This is a genomic window from Streptomyces tendae, from assembly GCF_014650435.1.
Taxonomy (GTDB): Bacteria; Actinomycetota; Actinomycetes; order Streptomycetales; family Streptomycetaceae; genus Streptomyces; species Streptomyces tendae.
This window is the reverse complement of record NZ_BMUY01000011.1, coordinates 194,336-214,438: the sequence shown is the minus strand read 5'-3', so window position 1 is coordinate 214,438 and position 20,103 is coordinate 194,336. Positions and strand designations below refer to the sequence as shown.

The following is a 20,103-nucleotide window of genomic DNA, read 5'->3' as shown; positions in this document are numbered from 1 at the left end:
GGCCGATCGTCGGGCGGCCGTCCCCCTCCCCCTCCTCCTGACCGCCTCTGCCCCCCGCACCTGGATCCATGACCGCACACAAAGAGAGCCTCGGCGAGACGGTGGCACCGGCCGCCCCCGCGCAGCCCTACCTGATCGGCGTACGCCATCACAGTCCCGCCCTGGCCGTCGCCGTCCCCGGGCTGCTGGACGCCGCGGACCCCGAGGTCGTCTGCGTGGAACTGCCGGCCGACTTCCAGCCGTGGCTGCCGTACCTCGCCGACCGGAGGACCGTGGCGCCGGTGGCCCTGAGCGGTGCGTACGACGACGGACGGCTGCACTTCTACCCGCTCGCCGACTTCTCGCCGGAACTGGCGGCGATCCGCTGGGCGCGGGACCGGGGAGTGGAGGTGGTCTGCTGCGACCTGCCGCTGGCGCGCCAGGGATGGTCCTGCGCGCCGCCGGACGGTACCGGTGTCGAGGTCGACGCGCTGTGGGAGCGCACCGTCGAGGCACTGGCGCCCGGCAGCGCTCCCGAGGCGGTGCGCCGCGCGGCCCTCGCCTTCGGGCGGGCGCTGCGCGAGGACACCGCGGCCCACGGCGGGATCGCGACCGGTGACCTGGCCCGCGAGGCACACATGCGCCGGGTCCTCGCCGAGGTGGGGCAGCGCCGGGTCGCGGCGGTGGTCGGCGCGTTCCACGCACCCGCCCTGGCCGACTCGGGCGAGCGGGCCAAGTCCGTGCAGGCCGAGGCCGGGGCCGCCGCGGCCCCGGGGCCGGGGACGCCGGGCCACGGCACCCCGGTCGTCACGTCCCTCGTGCCCTACGCCTTCGCCCTGCTGGACCCCCGCTCCGGCTACCCGGCCGGCATCCGCGACCCGCGCTGGCAGCAGGCGGTGCTCGACGCCGGCGGCGACCCCGCCCGCATCCGTGACGCCGCCGCCCGGTTCCTCACCGAGCTGTGCCGCGAGATCCGCGCGTCCGGCGACACGGCAGGCACCGGTGAGGCCGTCGAGACCCTGCGACTGGCCTGCGACCTCGGCACCCTGCGCGGCCTGCCCGCCCCCGGCCGCGGGGAACTGCTGGAGGCGGTGACGTCCGTACTCGGCCGGGGCCGGGCCCCCGACCGGGAACTGGGCGCCGTCCTCGTCGGCTCGGGCCGCGGCCGGCTCGCGCCCGGCACCCCCCGCTCCGGCCTCGGCCCCTGGGTGGAGGCGGAACTGGCTGCGCTGCGGCTGCCCGGACCGGCCGACCCGGGCAGCCGGGACCTCCGGCTCACGCCGCTGCGTACCGACCTCGACGCCCGGCGGGAGATCCTGTTCCAGCGCCTGCGGGAATGCGGCGTGGGCTACGCGGAGCCCGTCGAGGTGACCGCGGCCGGGGAGGGCAGCGCCCTCACCACCCGCTGGCGGGCCGCGTGGACCCCGTCGGTCGCCGCCCGCCTCGACCTCGTCGGCGTCCGGGGCGTCACCGCCGCCCAGGCGGCCGACGGGACCCTCCGGGAGAACCACCGCAGGGCGGCCGAGGCCGGCCGGGTCACCCCGGCCCGGGTCGTCGCGCTGCTGGGCGCGGCGGCCCGGTGCGCGCTCGCCGACCTGCTCCTCGACGGCCTCACGGAGGCCGAGCGCGTCCTGCCGGGCGCCGCCGGCCTCCCCGAACTGCTCGACGCACTCGACCTGTTGGAGTCCCTGCGCCGACGGCACCTGCCCGGCACCACCGAACGCGTCCGGGCCCGGGCGGCCCGGCTCGCCGACCTCCTGTCGGAAGCCGCCGTCCGCGTCCTGCCGGGGCTGGCCGGCAGCGACGAGACCCGGGACGCCGTCGCGGTCGTCACCCTCGCCGTCCGCTGCGCCGAGGACCGGCTCGGCCTGCGGCTCGACAGCGAGCTGTACGCGCTCTCCCGCACCGGCTCCCCGCTCCTCCAGGGCGCTGCCCAGGCCGCCCGAGTCCTGTTGGACCTCGACGGCTCGGACGTGCTGGGCGCGAGGCTCGCCGGCTGGGTGGACACCGCGACGGGACCGGACGGCCGGCACCGGCTGGAACGCCGGCTCACCGGCGTGCTGGTCGCGGCCGGACCACTGATCGAGTCCGCGTCCACCGCGCTGGGCCCGCTGTTCGAGCGCGTGGAGTCCATGAGCGACCGCGGCTTCCTCGACCGGCTGTACGCCTTGCGCGGCGGCTTCCGGGCGCTCACCCCGGCGGGACGGACCCGGGTGCTCGCGGTCGTCTCCGACCGCCTGGGCGACCGGCCCGACCTCCGCCTCCCCGCACCGGCCGAGCTGGTCGGACGGTGGGCCGCGGCCGACGACGAGGGGTACGCCCTGCTGTGGAACCTGGGCCTGGCGGGCCTGGTGCGTGCCCCGGCACCGGGACGCGTCGGGGCCACCTCGGACACCGCGCCGCCGACGGTGCGTCCCGCCTCCGAGGCCCTGCCCGCCGCCGATGCCCCACGGCTCGGCCCCGCCGACCGCTGGCGGCTGCTGCTGGGCCGCGACACCGCGCGACTCCCGGACACCCTGTGGCCGTACGCCCGCGCCCTGGACGAACTGTTCGAGCGGGAGGCGGACGGAGCGGGAGAGGGCAGTGGGGGGACGGGAGGGAACGGAGACGGCGCAGGTGGCACCGAGCCGGAACCCGGCGCGGACGGACCAGCCGCCGGCGAGGACGGTGGCGGAGACGGGGGAGACAGGGGAGACGACCGGACCGGCGGCCGCTCGCGCGGCTACCCCAGCGTCCGGCACTGGGCCGAGGACCTCCAGGCCCTCTTCGGCGCGGACATCAGGGAGGAAGTCCTCGCGCGCGCCGTCGCCGACGGGCGTACGGACGCCGTCGACCTCCTCGACGCCACCACCGCGCGCCCCTCCGTGGAACTGCTGTCCACCGTGCTGTCGCTGGCCAGAGGAATGCCCGAACAGCGGCTGGCCGCGCTGCGGCCGCTCGTGAAACGGCTGGTCGAGGAACTCACCCGGGAACTCGCCACCCGAGTGCGCCCCACGCTGACCGGCCTGACCACCCCGCTCCCCACCCGGCGCCCCGGCGGCCCGCTCGACCTGCCCCGCACACTGCGGGCCAACCTCGTCCACACCCGCAGGCGGGAGGACGGACGGGTCGAAATCGTCCCCGAACGGCCGGTGTTCAAGACCCGCACCGCGCGGCGGAACGACTGGCGGCTGATCCTCGTCGTCGACGTCTCCGCCTCCATGGAGGACTCCGTGGTGTGGGCGGCGCTCACCGCCGCGGTCCTGGCCGGGGCACCCATGCTCTCCACCCACTTCCTCACCTTCAGCACCCAGGTCGCCGACCTCACCGGCCTGGTCGCCGACCCCCTCTCACTGCTCCTCGAGGTGAGGATCGGCGGCGGCACCCACATCGCGGCCGGCCTCGCCCACGCCCGTCCCCTGGTGAAGGTGCCGGACCGGACCCTCGTGGTGGTCGTCAGCGACTTCGAGGAGGGCGCCGCGGTCGAGGGGCTGCTGGCCCAGGCGGGAGCCCTGGTGTCCGCCGGCGTCCGGCTGCTGGGCTGTGCCGCGCTCGACGCCGGGGGAGCGCCCCGCTACTCCGTGCCGGTCGCCCGCCGACTCGCCGCCGCCGGGATGCCGGTGGCCGCGCTCAGTCCGCTCGCGCTCGCCCGCTGGGTCGGCGAACAGGTCCGGGGAGCCGCCCGATGACCCCGCCCCGCAGGGACGCCGGTGCCCCGCTCCCACCGGTCTCACCGCAGGTGCTCGCCGCCGCGGTGGAGAGCCTGACCACCCGGCTGCGCGGCAGACTCGACCAGGCCGTCGAGTCGCTGGCCAACACGCCCGTCGAGCTCGCCGAGGACGGAACGTACGGCATCCGCTGCGGCGCGGACGCGTGGGTGACCCTGGCCCCCGGCCCGTCCGGCACGATCACCTCCCCCGACCAGGCCCGTTGCACCTGCCTGCTGTCCCCGCGCTGCCTCCACCGCACCGCGGCCCTGGCCGCGAGCCCGGTCGCCGACGCGATCCCGCCCCGGCAACCGGGCCCGTCGCCCGACCGCGATCCGTCTGTCGGCCCCGGCCCCGGCCGTGATCCGTCTGTCGGCCCCGGCCCCGGCCGTGATCCGTCTGTCGGCCCCGGCCCCGGCCGTGATCCGTCTGCCGGCCCCGGCCCCGGCCGTGATCCGTCTGCCGGCCCCGCCCCCGGCCGTGATCCGTCCGCCGGCCTCCACACCGACCCGTCTCCCGAGGGCGCTCCGTCCGCCGCAGCCGTCCCGTCCGCCGGGCCCGTCCCGCCTGCCGGACGCGTCCCGTCCGCCGAGGGCGCTTCAACCGCTGGACCTGTCTCGTCTGCCGGACCGGCCTTGCCCACGGATGCCGCCCCGTCCGCCGCAACCGCCCTGCCCGGTGGGCCGGCCGTGCCCACTGGGCCCGCCGCCCGCGCCGTGCGCGCGGTGTCCAGCGCGGGACCGGTGTCTCCCGCCGTGCCGGGACGCCGCCCGTCCGCCGCGCAGGTCCGGGCCGCCGGTGGGATCTGGGCGGCAGCCTCGGCGGTCCTGGCCGCCGGATCCGTCGCCGCGGGCGCGGTCCCGCAGGCCGAGTTGCTCCGGGCCGCGCACACGGCCCGCCTGGCCGGACTGCACCGTGCGGAGGGCGCGGCCCTCGCAGTCGTACGCCACCTGCGCGCGACGCGTGACCCGCAGGGCGCCCACCGGGCCCACCGGGCGGACGAGTTGGTGACCGCCCTACGCGAACTGCTCCTCGTCACCCACCGCCTGAAGGCGGCCGACCCCGACCCCGAGCTGATCGGCGGCGTCCCCCACAACCACCGCCCCGACGGGCCCCTGCGGCTCTACGGCGTCTGCCGCGAACCGGTGGTCGGACCGGGTGGCGCGGGCGGCGTCGTCACCCATCTCGTCGACGACACCGGCCGCTGGTACACGCTCCGCGACGTCGGACCGGGAGGCCCGGCGCGAGCCCGCCGCGCCGGGACCGCCCATGTCGCCGTCCGGTCCTTCCTGAGCGACCACGAGCGGCTGTCCCGCGGCGGTCTGGTCGTCACCGGCGCGGTCGTCGCCCCGGACGGCCGCCTGCTCGCGGAGCGCGGTGTCCGGGCCACCTTCGCCGCCGGGCGCCCCTGGGCCGACGCGGTGCCCGCGACCGCCGCCCCCGACCGGCTCGGGTCCGGACACGCCCCGCCGCTGACCGGGTGCGACGTGCGGATCGTCGCCGCCGAGGGCGATGAGGTACTGGTCCATGTCCTCACCGGCGACGCCCCCGGGCCGACCGTCCGGCTGGCACCGGCGCACCGGCATCCCGCCCTCGCCCACTCCGCCAACCTCCGGCGGCTGGGCGCGTGTCCGGGGCTGGAGCTACGGGTCCTCGGCCGTGTCGACCCCGGCCGGGTCACGACCCTGCGTCCCGTGGCCGTAGGCCCGGTGCCCGGGGCCGCGACGACCCTGCGGCTGCCTCAGGAGTGGCAGGAGCGCGCCGACCTCGGCTACGACGTGCTGGCCGACGCGCACTTCCCCGCCGGGGCTCACTGCCCGCCCCCGCCCCGGGTCACCGCAGCCGACGCCCGCCCGGTCGACTCGCCGCTGCGGCGGATACGCGACCTGGTCGAACTGGCGGTCACGGGCGGACGCCGCGCCGCCGCGGAACCCGCCGGGGACGGCGACCGCGCCGGTCACGTCGCCGCCCTGCGCCGCGGCGGATTCGCCACCGGCGCCGACCTGTTCGCCGCGCTCGGCGCCGTGGCCGCCCGGCGTCCCCGCGACGCCTTCGGGCGCCCCGCCCGGGACGACCAGGACCAGTACGCGGCCCAGTGGCTGGCCACCGCCGTCTACCTCACCGGCACGGAGGCGGCCCTGGCACGCGGCCTGTGGCACCGGTGAGCCGGAACCCCGGGGGAAGATTCGGCAGGAGGGCCCGGCGGGACGGGCCCCGCCTCAGCGCTCCAGTTCCTTGTGCGCCGTCTCCGGCAGCCGCAGGTACACCAGCGAGGACAGCAGGCACAGCACGGCGACGTACCAGGGGAAGAGCCCGGCATGCCCCAGGTCCTTGAAGAGCGTGCCCACGTACGGTGCCGTGCCACCGAACAGCGCCACCGTGAGCGAGTAGGGGAAGCCGATCCCGGCCGCCCGCACCCGCGGCGGGAAGATCTCGGCGTTGACGGCGGCGCTGATGGAGGTGAAGCCGGTCAGCAGGACCATCCCGGCGCACTGCACGAGCAGCAGCACGGCGAAGGAGTCGCGCAGGGAGTGCAGCAGCGGCACGCTCAGCAGCGCGAACCCCACACCGAAGAAGAGCAGCAGGGGACGGCGCCCGAACCGGTCGGAGAGCAGGCCGCCGAGCGGCTGAAGCAGCCCGAAGAAGGCCAGCGAGATCGTCCCGGCGAGCAGCGCGTCCGACTTGGCCACGCCCGCGTTCAGCTCGGCGTACGTCGGCAGGTACGACGTCCAGGTGTAGTAGGCGATGGTGCCGCCCGCCGTGATGCCGCAGATCAGCAGGGACTCGCGGGGATGGCGGCGCAGTGCCTCGAACAGGGCCGGACGCGGCGCCCGTTGCTGCTCGCTGCTGCGGGTCTCCTGCGCGCCCTGCCGGATCCAGAAGCCGACCAGGCTGAGGACGGCGCCGAACACGAAGGGGAGCCGCCACCCCCAGCCGTTCATCCGGTCCTCGCTCAGCGTGTCCACCAGCAGGGTCGCGATCCCGGAGGCCACCAGCTGCCCCGCCGTGGTCGAGACGTACTGGAAGCTGGAGAACAGCCCGCGCCGGCCCGGCCCCGCCGACTCCACCAGGAAGGTCGTCGAGGCCGCGAACTCGCCGCCCACCGACAGCCCCTGGAGCAGCCGCGCCAGGACCAGGACCACCGGGGCCAGCACCCCGGCCGCCGCGTACGTCGGGGTCAGCCCGACCAGCAGACTGCTGCCGCCCATCAGCAGGATGGTGACCGTCAGCGCGGCCCGCCGCCCCCGCCGGTCCGCGATCGCGCCCATCAGCAGCCCGCCGACGGGCCGCATGAAGAAGCCCACCGCGAACACGGCGAACGTCGACAGCAGCGGCACCAGCGAGTTGTCCGCGCCCTTCGGGAAGACCTGGTCCGCGATGTAGGTCGCCAGGAAGGTGTAGGCGTACCAGTCGTACCACTCCACCGCGTTGCCCACCGAGGCGGCGAGCAACTGGCGTACGGGCCGTCGGGTCGGGGCTGCCGGTGCTTCCGTGTCCATGCCTGTCATGATCGCGACCATCCCCGGGAGGCAGGCCCGGCACACCTCGCGTACCGGTGACTTTCACACCAGCGCCACCGGACCCTTCCCTGACGTTTGCTGCTCCTGGAACACTCCTTTCGCGCGCATTCCGTCATCACCCGGCACCGTCCGGCCGGTTGAACCCCCCAAGGCGAGAGGTCCCTCACCCCATGGCCGAAGTGAACCGGCGCCGATTCCTCCAACTCGCGGGCGCCACCACGGCGTTCAGTGCCCTGTCCGCGAGCATCGACCGGGCCGCCGCGCTCCCGGCGAACCACCGCTCCGGGTCGATCGAGGACGTCGAGCACATCGTCGTCCTGATGCAGGAGAACCGTTCGTTCGACCACTACTTCGGCAGACTGCGCGGGGTCCGCGGCTTCGGCGACCCGCACCCGGTCCGGTTGGACGACGGCAGGTCGGTGTGGCACCAGCGCAAGGGCGACGGCACCGAGGTGCTGCCCTTCCACCCGGAGGCCGACGACCTCGGCATGCAGTTCCTCGAAGGGCTCCCGCACGGCTGGTCCGACGGCCAGGACGCCTACCACAACGCCAAGTACGACCGCTGGCTGCCCGCCAAGGGCACCACCACCATGGCGTACCTGACCCGCGAGGACATCCCCTTCCACTACGCGCTCGCCGACACCTTCACCGTCTGCGACGCCTACCACTGCTCCTTCATCGGCTCCACCGACCCCAACCGCTACTACCTGTGGTCCGGGCACACCGACAACGACGGCGAGGGCGGCGGTCCGGTCCTCGGCAACGACGAACTCGGCTACGACTGGACGACGTACCCCGAGCGCCTGGAGGCGGCCGGAGTCTCCTGGAAGATCTACCAGGACATCGGCGACGGCCTCGACGCGGCCGGCCACTGGGGCTGGATCGACGACGCCTACCGGGGCAACTACGGCGACAACTCCCTGCTGTACTTCAACAAGTACCGGAACGCGAAGCCCGGCGACCCGCTGTACGACAAGGCCCGCACCGGCACCGACGCGAAGAGCGGCGAGGGCTACTTCGACCGGCTCCGTGCCGACGTCGAGGCGGGCACGCTGCCGAAGATCTCCTGGATAGCCGCCCCGGAAGCCTTCTCCGAGCACTCCAACTGGCCCTCGAACTACGGCGCCTGGTACATCTCCCAGGTCCTGGACGCGCTCACCTCCAACCCGGCGGTGTGGGCGAAGACCGCCCTGTTCATCACGTACGACGAGAACGACGGCTTCTTCGACCACGTGGTGCCGCCGCTGCCGCCGAAGTCCGCCGCGCAGGGCCGCTCCACAGTCGACGTCTCCCTGGACGTCTTCGAGGGCAGCGCCACCCACCGCGAGGGCTTCTACGGGCTGGGCCCGCGCGTGCCCATGTTGGTCGTCTCGCCGTGGAGCAAGGGCGGCTTCGTCTGCTCCGAGACCCTCGACCACACCTCGGTGATCCGCTTCATGGAGCGCCGCTTCGGCGTCCACGAACCGAACATCTCACCGTGGCGGCGCGCCGTCTGCGGCGACCTGACCTCCGCCTTCGACTTCTCCCGCAAGGACAGCCGCCCGGCCCGGCTGCCGGACACCGACGCCTACGAGCCGCCGGACCGCGAACGCCACCCGGACTACCGTCCGACGCCGCCCGCGGACCCCGGCATGCCCCGGCAGGAACGCGGGACGCGCCCCACCCGGCCGCTGCGCTACGAGCCGTACGCGGACGGTGCCGTGGACACGGCGGCCGGGAAGTTCACCCTGGCCCTCGCCTCCGGTGCCCGGGCCGGCGCCGCCTTCCTCGTCACCTCCGGCAACCGCACCGACGGCCCCTGGACGTACACCACCGAGGCGGGCAAGACCCTCGCGGACACCTGGAACTCGGCGTATTCCGGCGGCTCCTACGACCTGACCGTGCACGGCCCGGCCGGCTTCCTGCGGGTCTTCCGGGGCGCCAACGAGGTCGCCGGACCCGCCGGACCCGAGGTCACCGCACGGCACCGCGGCGACGACCTCCGGCTCACCCTCACCAACACCGGGACCGGCACGGCCCGGCTCCGGATCGCGAACGCCTACGACGGCCGCACCCGGACCCTCACCGTGCGCCCCGGCGCCACCGTGCACCACACCGTCGACCTCGCGCGCAGCCGCCGCTGGTACGACGTGACGGTGACCTCCGAGACCGACCCGGCCTTCCTGCGCCGCTTCGCCGGGCACGTGGAGAACGGGCGGCCGGGAACCAGCGACCCGGCGATCGTCACCGACTGAGGCGCGAGCGGACGAGGAGCTTCCGGACGCGGAGCTAGAGCGGCGTGAGGTGCCCCGGTCCCGGCTGCCGGGGCACCAGCCCCGCCGGGGGTGGCCCCTCCGGCGCCCGATTCGGCTCCGGATCCGGCTCCGGACCGGTGAGCACCGGTGCCGCGGGCTCGTGCCGCCCCGGCTCCGGGGTCGCCCGGCTCAGCTGGAGCACTCCCCACGCGGCCAGCACCGCGCCGGTCAGGGCGAGGAGCACGCCGCCCGCGCCGCCCCTGAGTCGCTCGCCGAGGAGTGAGAGCCCGATCAGCGCGGCGGCCACCGGGTTGGCCAGGGTCACCACCGCCAGCGGAGCGCCGAGACCGCCCCGGTACGCGGTCTGGGACAGCAGCAGCCCGCCCGTCGCGAAGGCGGCCACCAGCACGGCCACGCCGATCACCTGGACGCTCAGCAGCGGGCCGGACCGGTCGGTGACGGCGACCGTGACGGTCTGGGTGAGCGCCGAGGCGACCCCGGACGCGATGCCGGACGCCGTCGCGTGCCGCAGCCCCGGCCGGGCGCCGGGCCACGACAGCACGCCGATCAGCGCCGCCGTGGCGCCGGACACGGTCAGTGCCTCCGGCACGCTGAGCACGTCGTCCGGTGCCGGACCCGACGCGGTCAGCAGCAGCGCGCCGAGACCCAGCAGCGTCAGCCCGGTGCCCCGCCACTCGATCGCGCTCACCCTGCGGCCCGCCAGCCGCGCCCCCAGGGGCACCGCCGCGACCAGAGTGAGCGCACCGAGCGGCTGGACCACGGTGAGGGGACCGTACTTGAGGGCCACGACGTGCAGCAGCGCGGCCGAGGCGTTGAGCGCGACCGCCCACCACCAGGCGCCGGACGTCAGCATCCGCAGGGGACCGGCGTCGGAGGCGCGCGAGGCCAGCCGCTCCTGGGCGACGGCCGCGGCGGCGTAGGCGCACGCCGACACCAGCGACAGCAGGACGGCGACGAGGGCGGCGTTCACCGGGCCGCCCCGACCAGCTCGGGCCGCTCGGCCGACGTCCGGCGCCGGACCTCGGCCCGCCGGTGGGGCAGTCCGCACCGGGTCCGCGGCCGTGCCCGCGGCGGCCGCAGTACCGCCAGCGCGAGGCCGAGCAGTGCCGCGGCCGCGATCACGTCGAGCCAGTAGTGGTTCGCGGTGCCCACGACGACCAGCAGCGTCACCAGCGGATGCAGCAGCCACAGCCAGCGCCACCGGGTCCGCGTCGCGACGATCAGGCCGACGGCCAGCATCAGGGCCCAGCCGAAGTGCAGCGAGGGCATCGCCGCGAACTGGTTCGACAACGCGTCGGTGCGCGGCGGCCCGTACACCGAGGGGCCGTAGAGCCGGGCCGTGTCGATCAGGCCGGTGGCCGCCAGCATGCGTGGCGGGGCGAGCGGAAAGAGCAGGTGCAGCACCAGCGCGGCGCCGGTCACGGCGGCCAGGACCCGGCGGGCCCAGACGTAGTGCGCGGGCCGGCGCAGGTAGAGCCAGACCAGGAAGGCGAGGGTGGCCGGGAAGTGGACGGCGGCGTAGTACGTGTTCGCGACGTGCACCAGCGTGTCGCCGTGCAGGAGCAGCGACTGGACCGTGCCCTCGTGGGGCAGCCGGAGCACGCGCTCCCAGTCCCACACGTGGTGGGCGTTGCGGAACGCCTCGGCGGTGTGCCCGGTGGCCAGTTGGCGGCCGAACTTGTAGACGAGGAAGAGCCCGGCCACGAGCAGCAGCTCACGGACGAGCGGTGGGCGCGCGGGCGCGTCCGGCCCCGCTTCTACAGGCTCGCTGCGGGCATTCATCCCCCGGCCCCTTCGCTGACGGTGGTGCGTGTGGCTCATCGGGTACGGGGCGTGTGACGGTTCTCATCGATACGACCTCGTTCCGATACGCCAGTGTACCGATACGGTGGAGTACCGGTACACTGGCGTATCGATAGACATACGACACACCGGGTTCGGGACCGAGCAGGAGTTCCGTGCGCGAGCGGGAAGGAGCGGAGCCGATGACGTCTCAGGACGCGTACCGGCCGGAAACGGTCGGCACCTCGCGCCGCTCCAAGATCACGCCGGAGCGTGAGCAGGAGTTCTTCGACGCCGTGCTCGACCAGCTCCGCTCCTGCGGCTACGACGCCGTCACCATGGAGGGCATCGCCGCCAGCACCCGGTGCAGCAAGTCCACGCTCTACCGGCAGTGGAAGACCAAGCCCCAGTTCGTGGCCGCCGCACTGCGCTCCAACCGCCGGGTGCGCTTCACCGACATCGACACCGGGTCGCTCGCCGACGACCTGCGCCAGGCGGCCGCGGCCGCGGGCGAGGGGACGGGCAAGGACACCGGGCTGCTCCAGGCCCTCGGCCACGCCGTCATGGAGGACCCGGAACTGAAGTGCGCGCTGCGCGAGGCGCTCGTCGAGCCGGAGATCGCCGCGCTGCGGGCGATCCTCGCGCGCGGTGTGGCACGGGGCGAGGTGCCGGCCGGGCACCCGGCGCTGGAGTACGTGCCCGCGCAGCTCTTCGGCATGCTGCGGATGCGGCCCGTCCTGGAGGGAAAGCAGGCCGACGCGGCGTACCTGGTCCGGTTCGTGGAGGCCGTCGTGCTGCCGGCGCTCGGCCTCCCCTGAGACCCAGGCCGCCGTCCACGGGATGACTGGACGGTGGCCTGCCCGCGCCGCACCGTGGGGACGGGGGCGGCGCGCACCCCCGGCCGGGCGGGGCCCCCTCTGAGCGGAAGGGCGCCCCACCCGGCCGACGGTTTTCCGGCGGCACCTTCGCGGGTGCCGCCGGACCGGTCAGACGTCCTGGCCGCTGCCCCCGCCGCCGGCCGAGGTGTCCACCTCGATGCCCTTGGTGATCTCGTCGATGACCGACTGCTCCTGGTCGGTGTCGACACCGAAGCGGACGACGACGATGCGCGAGGAATCGGCCGGCGAAGGGAAGGCCAGCGACTCGACGTAGCCGTCGGAGCCCTTGGCGGTGACCGCCTTCCAGCGGACCAGGTAGCCCTTCTGCCCGGCGACCGTGACCGCCTTGGAGGCCAGCTCGTCGTGCGAGGTGATCCCGCCGTAGGACTCGCCGCCGTACGACTCCTCCGCGTTCGCCTCGATGTCGGCCTTCGCGACCTCCTCCGCGGTGTCGCCCTTGGTCTTCAGCAGCATCGCGGGGGCCGAGTAGGCGCCGCCCTTCGTGCAGGACTTGGAGGTGTCGCCGGGGCACTTGTAGGCGTCGTCCGACGTCACCTGCGCGCCGACCTGCAGCTCCTGCCCCGACCAGCCGTCCGGGATGGGCAGGCTGATCCCGCTCAGCGCGTCCGTCACCGAGCCGCTGTCGACCGTGGGCGGCTCCGACTCGCCGGGGGAGTCCGGGGCGGGCGACCCGCCGTCCTCGCCGCCGCCGCCGTCGCCGCCGCCCGAGTCGCCGAAGGGGTCGTTCCGGTCGCCGGGACCGCCGCGGTCCTGCTGCGAGGGGGCCGCGCTGTCGCCGCCCGATCCGTCGTCGGTCAGCGCGTACACGCCGACCCCGATGCCGGCCAGTACCGCCACGGCCGCCGCCACGGCTATCCCGGTACGCAGCCGCCGCCGACGCGCGGACGGCGGCTGGACGGGAACACCCGGATACCCCGGGTGCACGGGATACGGCCCGGCCGCCGTGTCCTGCACCGGCGGCTGGAGCGGCGGCCCGGCCGGCGGCTGCGCGGGCGGGGCACCCGCGGCGCCCGCTCCCGCGGCGCGCACCTGGTCGGTCCACGCCGCGCCGTCCCACCAGCGCTCGGTGGCGGGACCGTCATTCTTCTGTCCGGGGTCCGGGTACCACCCGGGAGGAGTCGCCTGCGTCATGTGCCCACCGTATGAGGCGTCGGTGAAAGCCGGATGAGAGGCCCGGTCGCACCCGCTCGGAAGGGCCGGCGGCCGCCGCGCGCCGCGCGAGGTTGACGGGCGCCCCACCGCACCGCCGCTGATGACGGGCCCGGTGCGTCGTTCACGCTTTACCGCATGTCACCCGTCACGGCAACTGGTCGGCGGAGCGCCCACCACTTGCGCGATCGGAGGGCTAGGCTCAGGCTCTGTACGTCATTCGGGCGACTCGGGGAGGTAGCGGGATGACGGAGGTACGGCGGGCGGGCGCCGTCCCAGCCTCCCTCTGGGAGCGCGACGAGGAAGTCGCCACCCTCACGCGCGCGGTGGACACCCTGTGCGCGGACCGCTCGTCCCCCGGCATCCTGCTGGAGGCCCGCGGCGAGGCCGGGGTCGGCAAGACGGCGCTGCTCGCCGAGGCCCGCCGCATCGCCGAGGCGAGGGGCTGCACCGTCTGGTCGGCCCGCGGCGGCGAGACCCTCAGGTCCGTCCCCTTCAACGTGGTGCGCCAACTGCTCCAGCCCGCACTGGTGTCGATGCTCCCCGAGGAGGCCCGCGAGTACCTCGGCGACTGGTACGACATCGCCGGCCCCGCCCTCGGCATAGCGGACCCCGGCGAGCGGCAGGCCGACCCGCAGGGCGTGTGCGACGGACTGGTCGCCGCGGTACGCCGGCTCGCCCGCCGGGAGTGGCCGCTGGTGCTGCTGATCGACGACGCCCACTGGGCCGACCAGGAGACCCTGCGCTGGCTGGCCGCGCTGGCCGAACGGCTCGACGAGACCTCCGTTCTGGTCGTCATCGCCCGCCGCCCGGGCGACGTCAGCGGCGACAGCGCCCGTCACCTGGAGGCGGCCACCGCCGTCGGCCGCCCCCTCGCCCCGCTGAACGCCCTCACCCCCGAGGCGACGGCCGGACTCACCCGCACCACGCTGGGCGCACACGCCGAGGCCGCTTTCTGCCGCGAGGTGTGGGCCGTCACCGGCGGCAACCCATACGAAACCGTCGAACTCCTCGCCAAGGTCCAGGACAGCGAACTGCAACCCGTCGAAGCCGAGGCCGCCGAACTGCGCGCCCTGAACCGCACCGCCCGCGGCGGCGGTCTCGTCGCCCGCCTGGAGCAACTCGGCGTCGACTCCACCCGGTTCGCGTGGGCCGCGGCCATCCTCGGCGGCGGCATCACCGTCGACATGGTGGCCAGGCTCGCCACCCTGGACCCCGCCGACGCCGCCCGCTGCGCCGAACTGCTCAGGGGCGCCCGGATCCTGTCCGTACCCGACGCCGGCGCGGGGCAACCGGGCGCAGGCGAGCTGGAGTTCGTCCACCCGCTGATCGCCACCGCCGTCTACAACTCCATCCCCGACGCGCTGCGCACGGCGATGCACGGCATAGCGGCCCAGCTGGTCGCCGACTCCGGGCTCGGCGCGGCCGCCGCCTCCCGGCACCTGCTCAAGGTGCACCCCGACGACGACCAGGAGGTCGTGGCCCAGCTGCGCGAGGCCGCCCGCGAGCACCTCGCCGTCGGAGCCCCCGACGCCGCCCGGCGCTGCCTCGAACGGGCCCTGCAGGAACCGCCGTTGCCGGAGTCCCACGCCCGCGTGCTGTTCGAACTGGGCTGCGCCACGCTCCTCACCGCGCCCGCCACCACCATCGGCCACCTGCGCACCGCGCTCGCCATGCCGGGCCTCGAGGGCGAGCAGCGGGTGGACGCCGTCTTCCGGCTCTCCCAGGCCCTGCTCCGCAACGACCAGTTGGAGGAGGCCGTCCGCACCGTCGAGGCGGAGGCCGCCCGCAACCCCGACCCCTCCGCGCGGCTGCGGCTCCAGGCCGCCCAGTACATGTGGGAGGGCATCCACGCGGGCGAGACCTCCTCACCCCACCGCTCCGCCCGCCTGGCCGAACTCGCCGCCACCTGCACCGGCCGGGACAACGCCGAGCGCGCCCTGCTCATCCTGCGCGGCTTCGACGCCATGACCCACGGCGAGAGCGCCGAGGAGGTCGTCGAACTGTGCGACCGCGCCCTCGTCAACGGCCGCCTGGCACCGGGACTCGGCTGGACCGACACCGAGTGGGGCCTGGAACTGCCGATGATGCTGGCCAGTTCCTACGCCTACACCGACCGGCTCGACCGCGCCGAGGCACTGTTCACCGAGGCCCTGCGCGCCTACGAGAGCGCCGGCTGGAGCGGCGGCCACCTCTCCCTGGCGCACGCCTACGTCGGTCTCGGCCACCGCAGGCGGGGCCGTCTCAAGGAGGCCGAGGAGTCGCTGCGCGAGTCACTGCGCATCGCCGAGCGCGTCGGCCGCGGGCTGCCGCTGTACTGGTCGGCGACCTGCAACCTGATCGACACCCTGCTCGCCCGCGGCCATGTCGAGGAGGCCCGGACCGTCGCCGAGCAGTACGGCTTCGCCCCGCCGTACCCGTCGACGATCGTGCTGCCCGACCCCCGACCGGTGCGTGCCCGGCTGCTGCTCGCCACCGGCCGCACCGAGGAGGGGATCAACGAACTGGAGGCCGCCGAGAAGGCCGCCGCCGCACGCGGCCGGCACAACCCGGTGGTCGTCCCCTGGGCGACCGAACTGGCCCGGGCGCTGGCCGGCGAGGATCCCGGCCGCGCCGCCCAACTGGCCACCGACGCCCGCCGTCAGGCCGAGCGTTTCGGCACGGACACGGCGATAGGAGAGGCCCTGCGCTGTGCCGCCGCACTGGAGACGGGCCAGCGCGCGGTCCGGCTCGCCGCCCAGGCCGTCACCTACCTGGAGGCCTCGCCCTGCCAGTACGAGCACGCCGCCGCCCGCGTGGAGTACGGCATCGCGGCCCGCTCGGCGGCCGAGCTGAACCGGGGCCTGGCGCTGGCCGAATCCTGCGGCGCCGACGGCCTCGCGGCCCGCGCCCGTCAGGCCCTGGTGGCGGGACACGCGGGCTGAGGCACCGGCGGAGCGCGCCGAGGTGGCTACTCCGGGACGCCGCCCGCCTCCTCGGCCAGTACCCGCTGGGCCGTCACGAACGCCGAGTTCGCCGCCGGCACCCCGCAGTACACCGCGGTCTGGAGCAGCACCGCCCCGATCTCGTCCGCCGTCAGCCCGTTGCGCCGCGCCGCCCGCACATGCATGGCCAGCTCCTCGTAGTGGCCGTGGGCGACCAGTGCCGTCAGTGTGACCATGCTGCGCTCGCGGCGCGAGAGCGTCTCGTCGGTCCAGATCTCGCCCCACGCGTAGCGCGAGATGAAGTCCTGGAAGCGGGCGGTGAACGGCGTCTGCCGCCCCTGCGCCCGGTCCACGTGCGCGTCGCCCAGCACCTCGCGCCGCACCGCCATGCCCCGCCGGGCCGCACCGTCGAAGTGCGCCCGCAGCGCCGCCAGCACCGCCTCCGGGCGCTCGGCCGGCGCCAGGTGCGAGGCGCCCGGAAGCTCCGTCAGCGTCGCACCCGGCACCGCGTCGGCGATCTCCCGCAGGTGCGCGGGCGGCGTGGCCGGGTCCTCGCGCCCGGCGATCAGCAGCGTCGGCACGGAGATCTCACCCAGCCGGTCCCGCAGGTCGAAGGCGGCCAGCGCGTCGCAGCAGGCCGCGTACGCGCCCGGGTCGGCGTCCCGGTGGTCCCGGACCAGCCGCGGCACGCTGAACCCCGGGGTGAACCACCGTGCGTCCGCGCTCTCCGCCAGCCGTGCCAGGCCCTCCTCGCGCACCCGCGTCGCCCGCTCCTGCCACGGCCGCGCGCCGTTGAAGTGCGCCGACGAGCAGACCACCGCCAGGGACGACACACGCTCCGGACGGTGCACGGCGAGGTGCAGACCCACCGCTCCGCCCAGGGACACCCCGGCGTAGGCGAACCGCTGCACACCGAGTGAGTCGGCAAGCGCGAGCACCAGGTCGGCCAGGTCCCCGACGGTGGCGCCGGGCCCGATCAGATCGGCCGGCGAACCTCCGTGCCCCGGCAGGTCCCAGCGGATCACCCGGTGCCCGACGGACAGTTCGGGCGCCACCGCGTCCCACAGCGCGTACGAGGTGCCCAGCGAGGGCCCGAGCAGCAGCGGGGGAGCGGACTCCGAGCCTTCGGACAGGTGGTTGAGAATGGTCGTCAACGTTGCTCCAGAGCACGGTCGGTGAGGGCGGCAGCGGCGCCCGTGTAGCGGGCGGGGTCGGTCAGGTCGGCCAGGTCGAGGTGCCGCAGCTCCGGTACGCCGGCGAGCAGCTCGCCCAGGCTCCGGTCCTCGGCGTGGGCGCGCGCCGCCAGTTCGGTGAGCAGTTCCTTGGCGCGGGCCCGCCCGAGCACCGGCGCAAGTTCGGCCGAGAGCCGCTCCGACACGATCAGGCCGTGGGTGAGCCCGAGGTGCGCCCGCATCACGTCCGGGCGCACCCGCAGCCCCTCGGCCAGCTCCGCGGCGTCCCGGGCGGCACCGCCGGTCAGCCGCAGCAGGTCCCGCAGCGGCTCCCACTCGGCGTGCCAGGCCCCGGCCGGCCGCTCGTCCTCGGCGGCCAGTGAGCCGTACAGCGTGGCCGCGAGCTGCGGTGCGCGCCGGGCGGCCGCCGCGATCAGCGTGGACCGCACCGGGTTGGCCTTGTGCGGCATCGCCGACGAGCCGCCCCCGCTGCCCTCGGCGACCTCGCCGATCTCGGTCCGGGACAGCGTCAGCACGTCCACGGCGATCTTCCCGAGCGCCCCGGCGGCGAAGGCGAGTGCGCCGGCCAGGTCGGCGATCGGAGTGCGCAGGGTGTGCCAGGGCAACACGGGTGCCCGCAGCCCGAGTTCACGGGCATACGCCGTCGGAAGCGCGATGGGATCCGTCGCGCCGTACGCCCCGAAGGCGGCCAGGGTGCCCGCCGCACCGCCGAGTTGGACGGGCAGCGCGTCCCGCACCGCCGTGATCCGGTCCCGCGCGTCCAGCACCAGGGAGCGCCAGCCGGCCGCCTTCAGCCCGAAGGCCGTCGGCACGGCGTGCTGGGTGAGCGTCCGGCCCGGCATCGGCGTGGCCCGGTGCTCGGCGGCCAGCCGGGCCAGCGCCCCTTCCGTACGGGCGAGATCGGGCAGCAGCAGGTCCAGGGTGCGCGCGGCGACCAGCATCGTCGCCGTGTCCAGGATGTCCTGGCTGGTCGCACCCCGGTGCACGTACGGACCGTACGTCTCGCCGACCGCCCGCGTCAGGTCGGCCACCAGGGGGATGACCGGGTTCCCGCCGCCCCGGGCGCGCTCGGCGAGCGAGCGCGCGTCGAACGCGGCCGGGGCGGCGGCGGCCGCGCCCACCGCGTCCGCCGCCTCGGCCGGGGCGAGCCCCAGCGCCACCTGGGCACGGGTCAGCGCCGCCTCCGCGTCGAGCAGGGCCCGCAGATACGCGCGGTCACCGGTCGCCGAGGCGGCCGGCGAGCCGGTCCACCCGGGGGCGAGCAGGCTCGTGTCGGCGTCGGTGTCGCTCCCGGTGGGGTCGGGGACGGCAGGTGATGTCACTGGAACTCCAGGAAGACCGTTTCGCCCTCGCCCTGAAGGCGGATGTCGAAACGGTACGTCCCCGGGCCCTCGTCCCCGGCGACCAGCGTGTCGCGGCGCTCGGCCGGCACCCGGGCCAGCAGCGGGTCGGCCGCGAGCACCGCCTCGTCGCCCGGCAGGTAGATCCGGGTGAACAGGTGCGCGAGCAGGCCGCGCGCGAAGACGCACACGCTCAGGTACGGCGCGCTTTGCCCGCGCGCGCCCGGTCGCAGCGTCCGCGCGTACCAGTGGCCGTTCGCGTCGGTCTGGATGCGCCCGAAGCCGGTGAACTCCACGCCGTTGCGGCCCAGGAAGCCGCCGGAGGCGGGGTCGCGCCGCATCGAGCCGTCGGCGGTCGGCACCCGGCCCTCGGGGTCCGGGCCCCACAGCTCCAGCAGCGCGTCGGGCAGCGGGTTGCCCTCGCCGTCGTACACGTACCCGTGCACGGTGACCGTGTCCGGGTGCCCGGCGGGCGCGATGTCCTCGCCGCCGCGGAAGGGCAGGGCGTACCCGTAGAAGGGGCCGACCGTGTGCGACGGCGTGGGCGGCACCTGCTCCGGGCCGCTGGTGTCGATCTTCGTCATGGCGGGTCAGCGTCCTTCTTCGATCCAGGTGGCGTTCGGGCCGTCGAGCACGATGTCCCAGTGGTAGCCGAGCGAGAACTCCGGCACGGACAGGCTGTGGTCGTAGGTCGCGATCAGCCGCTGCCGCGCCGCGTCGTCCGTCACGGACTGCAGGATCGGGTCGTACGGGAACAGCGGGTCGTTCGGGAAGTACATCTGCGTGACCAGGCGCTGCGTGAACGCCGAGCCGAACACGGAGAAGTGGATGTGAGCCGGGCGCCAGGCGTTGACGTGGTTGCGCCACGGATAGGGGCCGGGCTGCACGGTCGTGAAGCGGTAGAAGCCGTCCTCGTCGGAGAGGGTGCGGCCCACGCCGGTGAAGTTCGGGTCCAGCGGAGCGTCGTGCTGCTCGCGCTGGTGGGCGTAGCGTCCGGCCGAGTTGGCCTGCCAGATCTCCACGAGCTGCCCGCGCACGGGCCTGCCGTCCCGGTCGAGAAGGCGGCCGGAGACGGTGATGCGCTCGCCGACCGGCTCCCCGGCGTGCTGCCGGGTCAGGTCGTTGTCGATCTCGGTGATGTCCCGCTCGCCGAAGGCGGGGGAGGCCAGCTCCACCAGCTCCGGGTCCTTGGTGACGTCGATGGCGATCGGCGGCTGCTTCGGGTGCCGCAGCACCGAGGAGCGGTACGGGGCGTAGTCGCGGCGCGGGTGGTGCTCGACGGGGCCGCCGTCGGCGACCCGCTTCTCGTAGGCGGCGTGCTCGGCCGCGATCTCCGCGTCGATGTCGTGCTGGGTGAGAGTCATATGGGGTCCCG

The 20,103-nt window shown here is 75.2% G+C and carries 13 protein-coding genes; 5 read left to right on the top strand and 8 right to left on the bottom strand.

The window, feature by feature from the left end:
• The first annotated feature begins 68 nt into the window (after window positions 1–68).
• Complete coding sequence (locus IE258_RS28010) at window positions 69–3,647, top strand: DUF5682 family protein (RefSeq protein ID WP_189747928.1); 3,579 nt, start codon at window positions 69–71, stop codon at window positions 3,645–3,647.
• Window positions 3,644–5,830, top strand: a complete 2,187-nt coding sequence (locus tag IE258_RS28005) for a hypothetical protein (protein ID WP_189747926.1) — start codon at window positions 3,644–3,646, stop codon at window positions 5,828–5,830. Before IE258_RS28010 ends, IE258_RS28005 begins: the two co-directional genes overlap by 4 nt.
• 54 nt (window positions 5,831–5,884) lie before the next feature.
• Here IE258_RS28005 and IE258_RS28000 read toward each other — a convergent pair whose 3' ends face one another.
• Window positions 5,885–7,186, bottom strand: a complete 1,302-nt coding sequence (locus tag IE258_RS28000) for an MFS transporter (protein WP_189747924.1) — start codon at window positions 7,184–7,186, stop codon at window positions 5,885–5,887.
• 170 nt (window positions 7,187–7,356) lie between these two features.
• Here IE258_RS28000 and IE258_RS27995 point away from each other — a divergent pair, with 170 nt between their 5' ends.
• A complete protein-coding gene (locus IE258_RS27995) occupies window positions 7,357–9,420 on the top strand; it encodes a phosphocholine-specific phospholipase C (RefSeq protein WP_189747922.1) in 2,064 nt (687 codons plus the stop codon).
• 34 nt (window positions 9,421–9,454) lie between these two features.
• Here the strand turns inward: IE258_RS27995 and IE258_RS27990 are convergent, their stop codons facing one another.
• Both IE258_RS27990 and IE258_RS27985 read right to left on the bottom strand, forming a co-directional pair.
• The gene (locus IE258_RS27990; RefSeq protein WP_189747920.1) at window positions 9,455–10,411 is read right to left on the bottom strand and encodes a DMT family protein; all 957 of its coding nucleotides are present in this window, start codon (window positions 10,409–10,411) and stop codon (window positions 9,455–9,457) included.
• Window positions 10,408–11,223 carry a phosphatase PAP2 family protein gene (locus tag IE258_RS27985; protein WP_189747918.1) on the bottom strand — a complete coding sequence of 272 codons (816 nt, stop codon included), beginning with the start codon at window positions 11,221–11,223 and terminating at the stop codon, window positions 10,408–10,410. The genes IE258_RS27990 and IE258_RS27985 overlap by 4 nt, the downstream gene beginning before the upstream one ends.
• Before the next feature lie 203 nt (window positions 11,224–11,426).
• Here IE258_RS27985 and IE258_RS27980 point away from each other — a divergent pair, with 203 nt between their 5' ends.
• Window positions 11,427–12,041 carry a TetR/AcrR family transcriptional regulator gene (locus tag IE258_RS27980; protein ID WP_159325808.1) on the top strand — a complete coding sequence of 205 codons (615 nt, stop codon included), beginning with the start codon at window positions 11,427–11,429 and terminating at the stop codon, window positions 12,039–12,041.
• A gap of 168 nt (window positions 12,042–12,209) precedes the next feature.
• Here IE258_RS27980 and IE258_RS27975 read toward each other — a convergent pair whose 3' ends face one another.
• Entirely contained in the window at window positions 12,210–13,253 is a 1,044-nt protein-coding gene (locus tag IE258_RS27975; RefSeq protein WP_189747916.1) for a DUF2510 domain-containing protein, read from the bottom strand.
• Between the two features lie 263 nt (window positions 13,254–13,516).
• Between IE258_RS27975 and IE258_RS27970 the strand changes: the two genes are divergently transcribed.
• Window positions 13,517–16,195, top strand: coding sequence for an ATP-binding protein (locus tag IE258_RS27970; RefSeq protein WP_189747914.1), 2,679 nt, complete (start codon window positions 13,517–13,519; stop codon window positions 16,193–16,195).
• Window positions 16,196–16,221: 26 nt separating this feature from the next.
• Here IE258_RS27970 and pcaDC read toward each other — a convergent pair whose 3' ends face one another.
• Genes pcaDC through pcaH form a run of 4 tightly spaced genes read right to left on the bottom strand, consistent with a single transcriptional unit; the run spans window position 16,222 to window position 20,092 of the window.
• Window positions 16,222–17,349, bottom strand: coding sequence for a bifunctional 3-oxoadipate enol-lactonase/4-carboxymuconolactone decarboxylase PcaDC (pcaDC, locus tag IE258_RS27965; protein WP_189747912.1), 1,128 nt, complete (start codon window positions 17,347–17,349; stop codon window positions 16,222–16,224).
• Window positions 17,346–18,710 carry a 3-carboxy-cis,cis-muconate cycloisomerase gene (gene pcaB, locus IE258_RS27960; RefSeq protein ID WP_189747910.1) on the bottom strand — a complete coding sequence of 455 codons (1,365 nt, stop codon included), beginning with the start codon at window positions 18,708–18,710 and terminating at the stop codon, window positions 17,346–17,348. The genes pcaDC and pcaB overlap by 4 nt, the downstream gene beginning before the upstream one ends.
• Window positions 18,707–19,312, bottom strand: coding sequence for a protocatechuate 3,4-dioxygenase subunit alpha (pcaG, locus tag IE258_RS27955; protein WP_189747908.1), 606 nt, complete (start codon window positions 19,310–19,312; stop codon window positions 18,707–18,709). The genes pcaB and pcaG overlap by 4 nt, the downstream gene beginning before the upstream one ends.
• 6 nt (window positions 19,313–19,318) lie before the next feature.
• Entirely contained in the window at window positions 19,319–20,092 is a 774-nt protein-coding gene (gene pcaH, locus IE258_RS27950) for a protocatechuate 3,4-dioxygenase subunit beta (protein WP_189747906.1), read from the bottom strand.
• Window positions 20,093–20,103: the final 11 nt, after the last annotated feature.

Excerpts from the sequence above, each read along its gene's own strand:
- IE258_RS27970 (WP_189747914.1), top strand. The coding sequence starts at position 13,517 with ATGACGGAGGTACGGCGGGCGGGCGCCGTCCCAGCCTCCCTCTGGGAG.
- IE258_RS27985 (WP_189747918.1), bottom strand. The coding sequence starts at position 11,223 with ATGAATGCCCGCAGCGAGCCTGTAGAAGCGGGGCCGGACGCGCCCGCG.
- IE258_RS28010 (WP_189747928.1), top strand. The coding sequence starts at position 69 with ATGACCGCACACAAAGAGAGCCTCGGCGAGACGGTGGCACCGGCCGCC.
- IE258_RS28005 (WP_189747926.1), top strand. The coding sequence starts at position 3,644 with ATGACCCCGCCCCGCAGGGACGCCGGTGCCCCGCTCCCACCGGTCTCA.
- IE258_RS27995 (WP_189747922.1), top strand. The coding sequence starts at position 7,357 with ATGGCCGAAGTGAACCGGCGCCGATTCCTCCAACTCGCGGGCGCCACC.
- IE258_RS27975 (WP_189747916.1), bottom strand. The coding sequence starts at position 13,253 with ATGACGCAGGCGACTCCTCCCGGGTGGTACCCGGACCCCGGACAGAAG.
- pcaH (WP_189747906.1), bottom strand. The coding sequence starts at position 20,092 with ATGACTCTCACCCAGCACGACATCGACGCGGAGATCGCGGCCGAGCAC.
- pcaG (WP_189747908.1), bottom strand. The coding sequence starts at position 19,312 with ATGACGAAGATCGACACCAGCGGCCCGGAGCAGGTGCCGCCCACGCCG.
- IE258_RS27980 (WP_159325808.1), top strand. The coding sequence starts at position 11,427 with ATGACGTCTCAGGACGCGTACCGGCCGGAAACGGTCGGCACCTCGCGC.
- IE258_RS28000 (WP_189747924.1), bottom strand. The coding sequence starts at position 7,186 with ATGGTCGCGATCATGACAGGCATGGACACGGAAGCACCGGCAGCCCCG.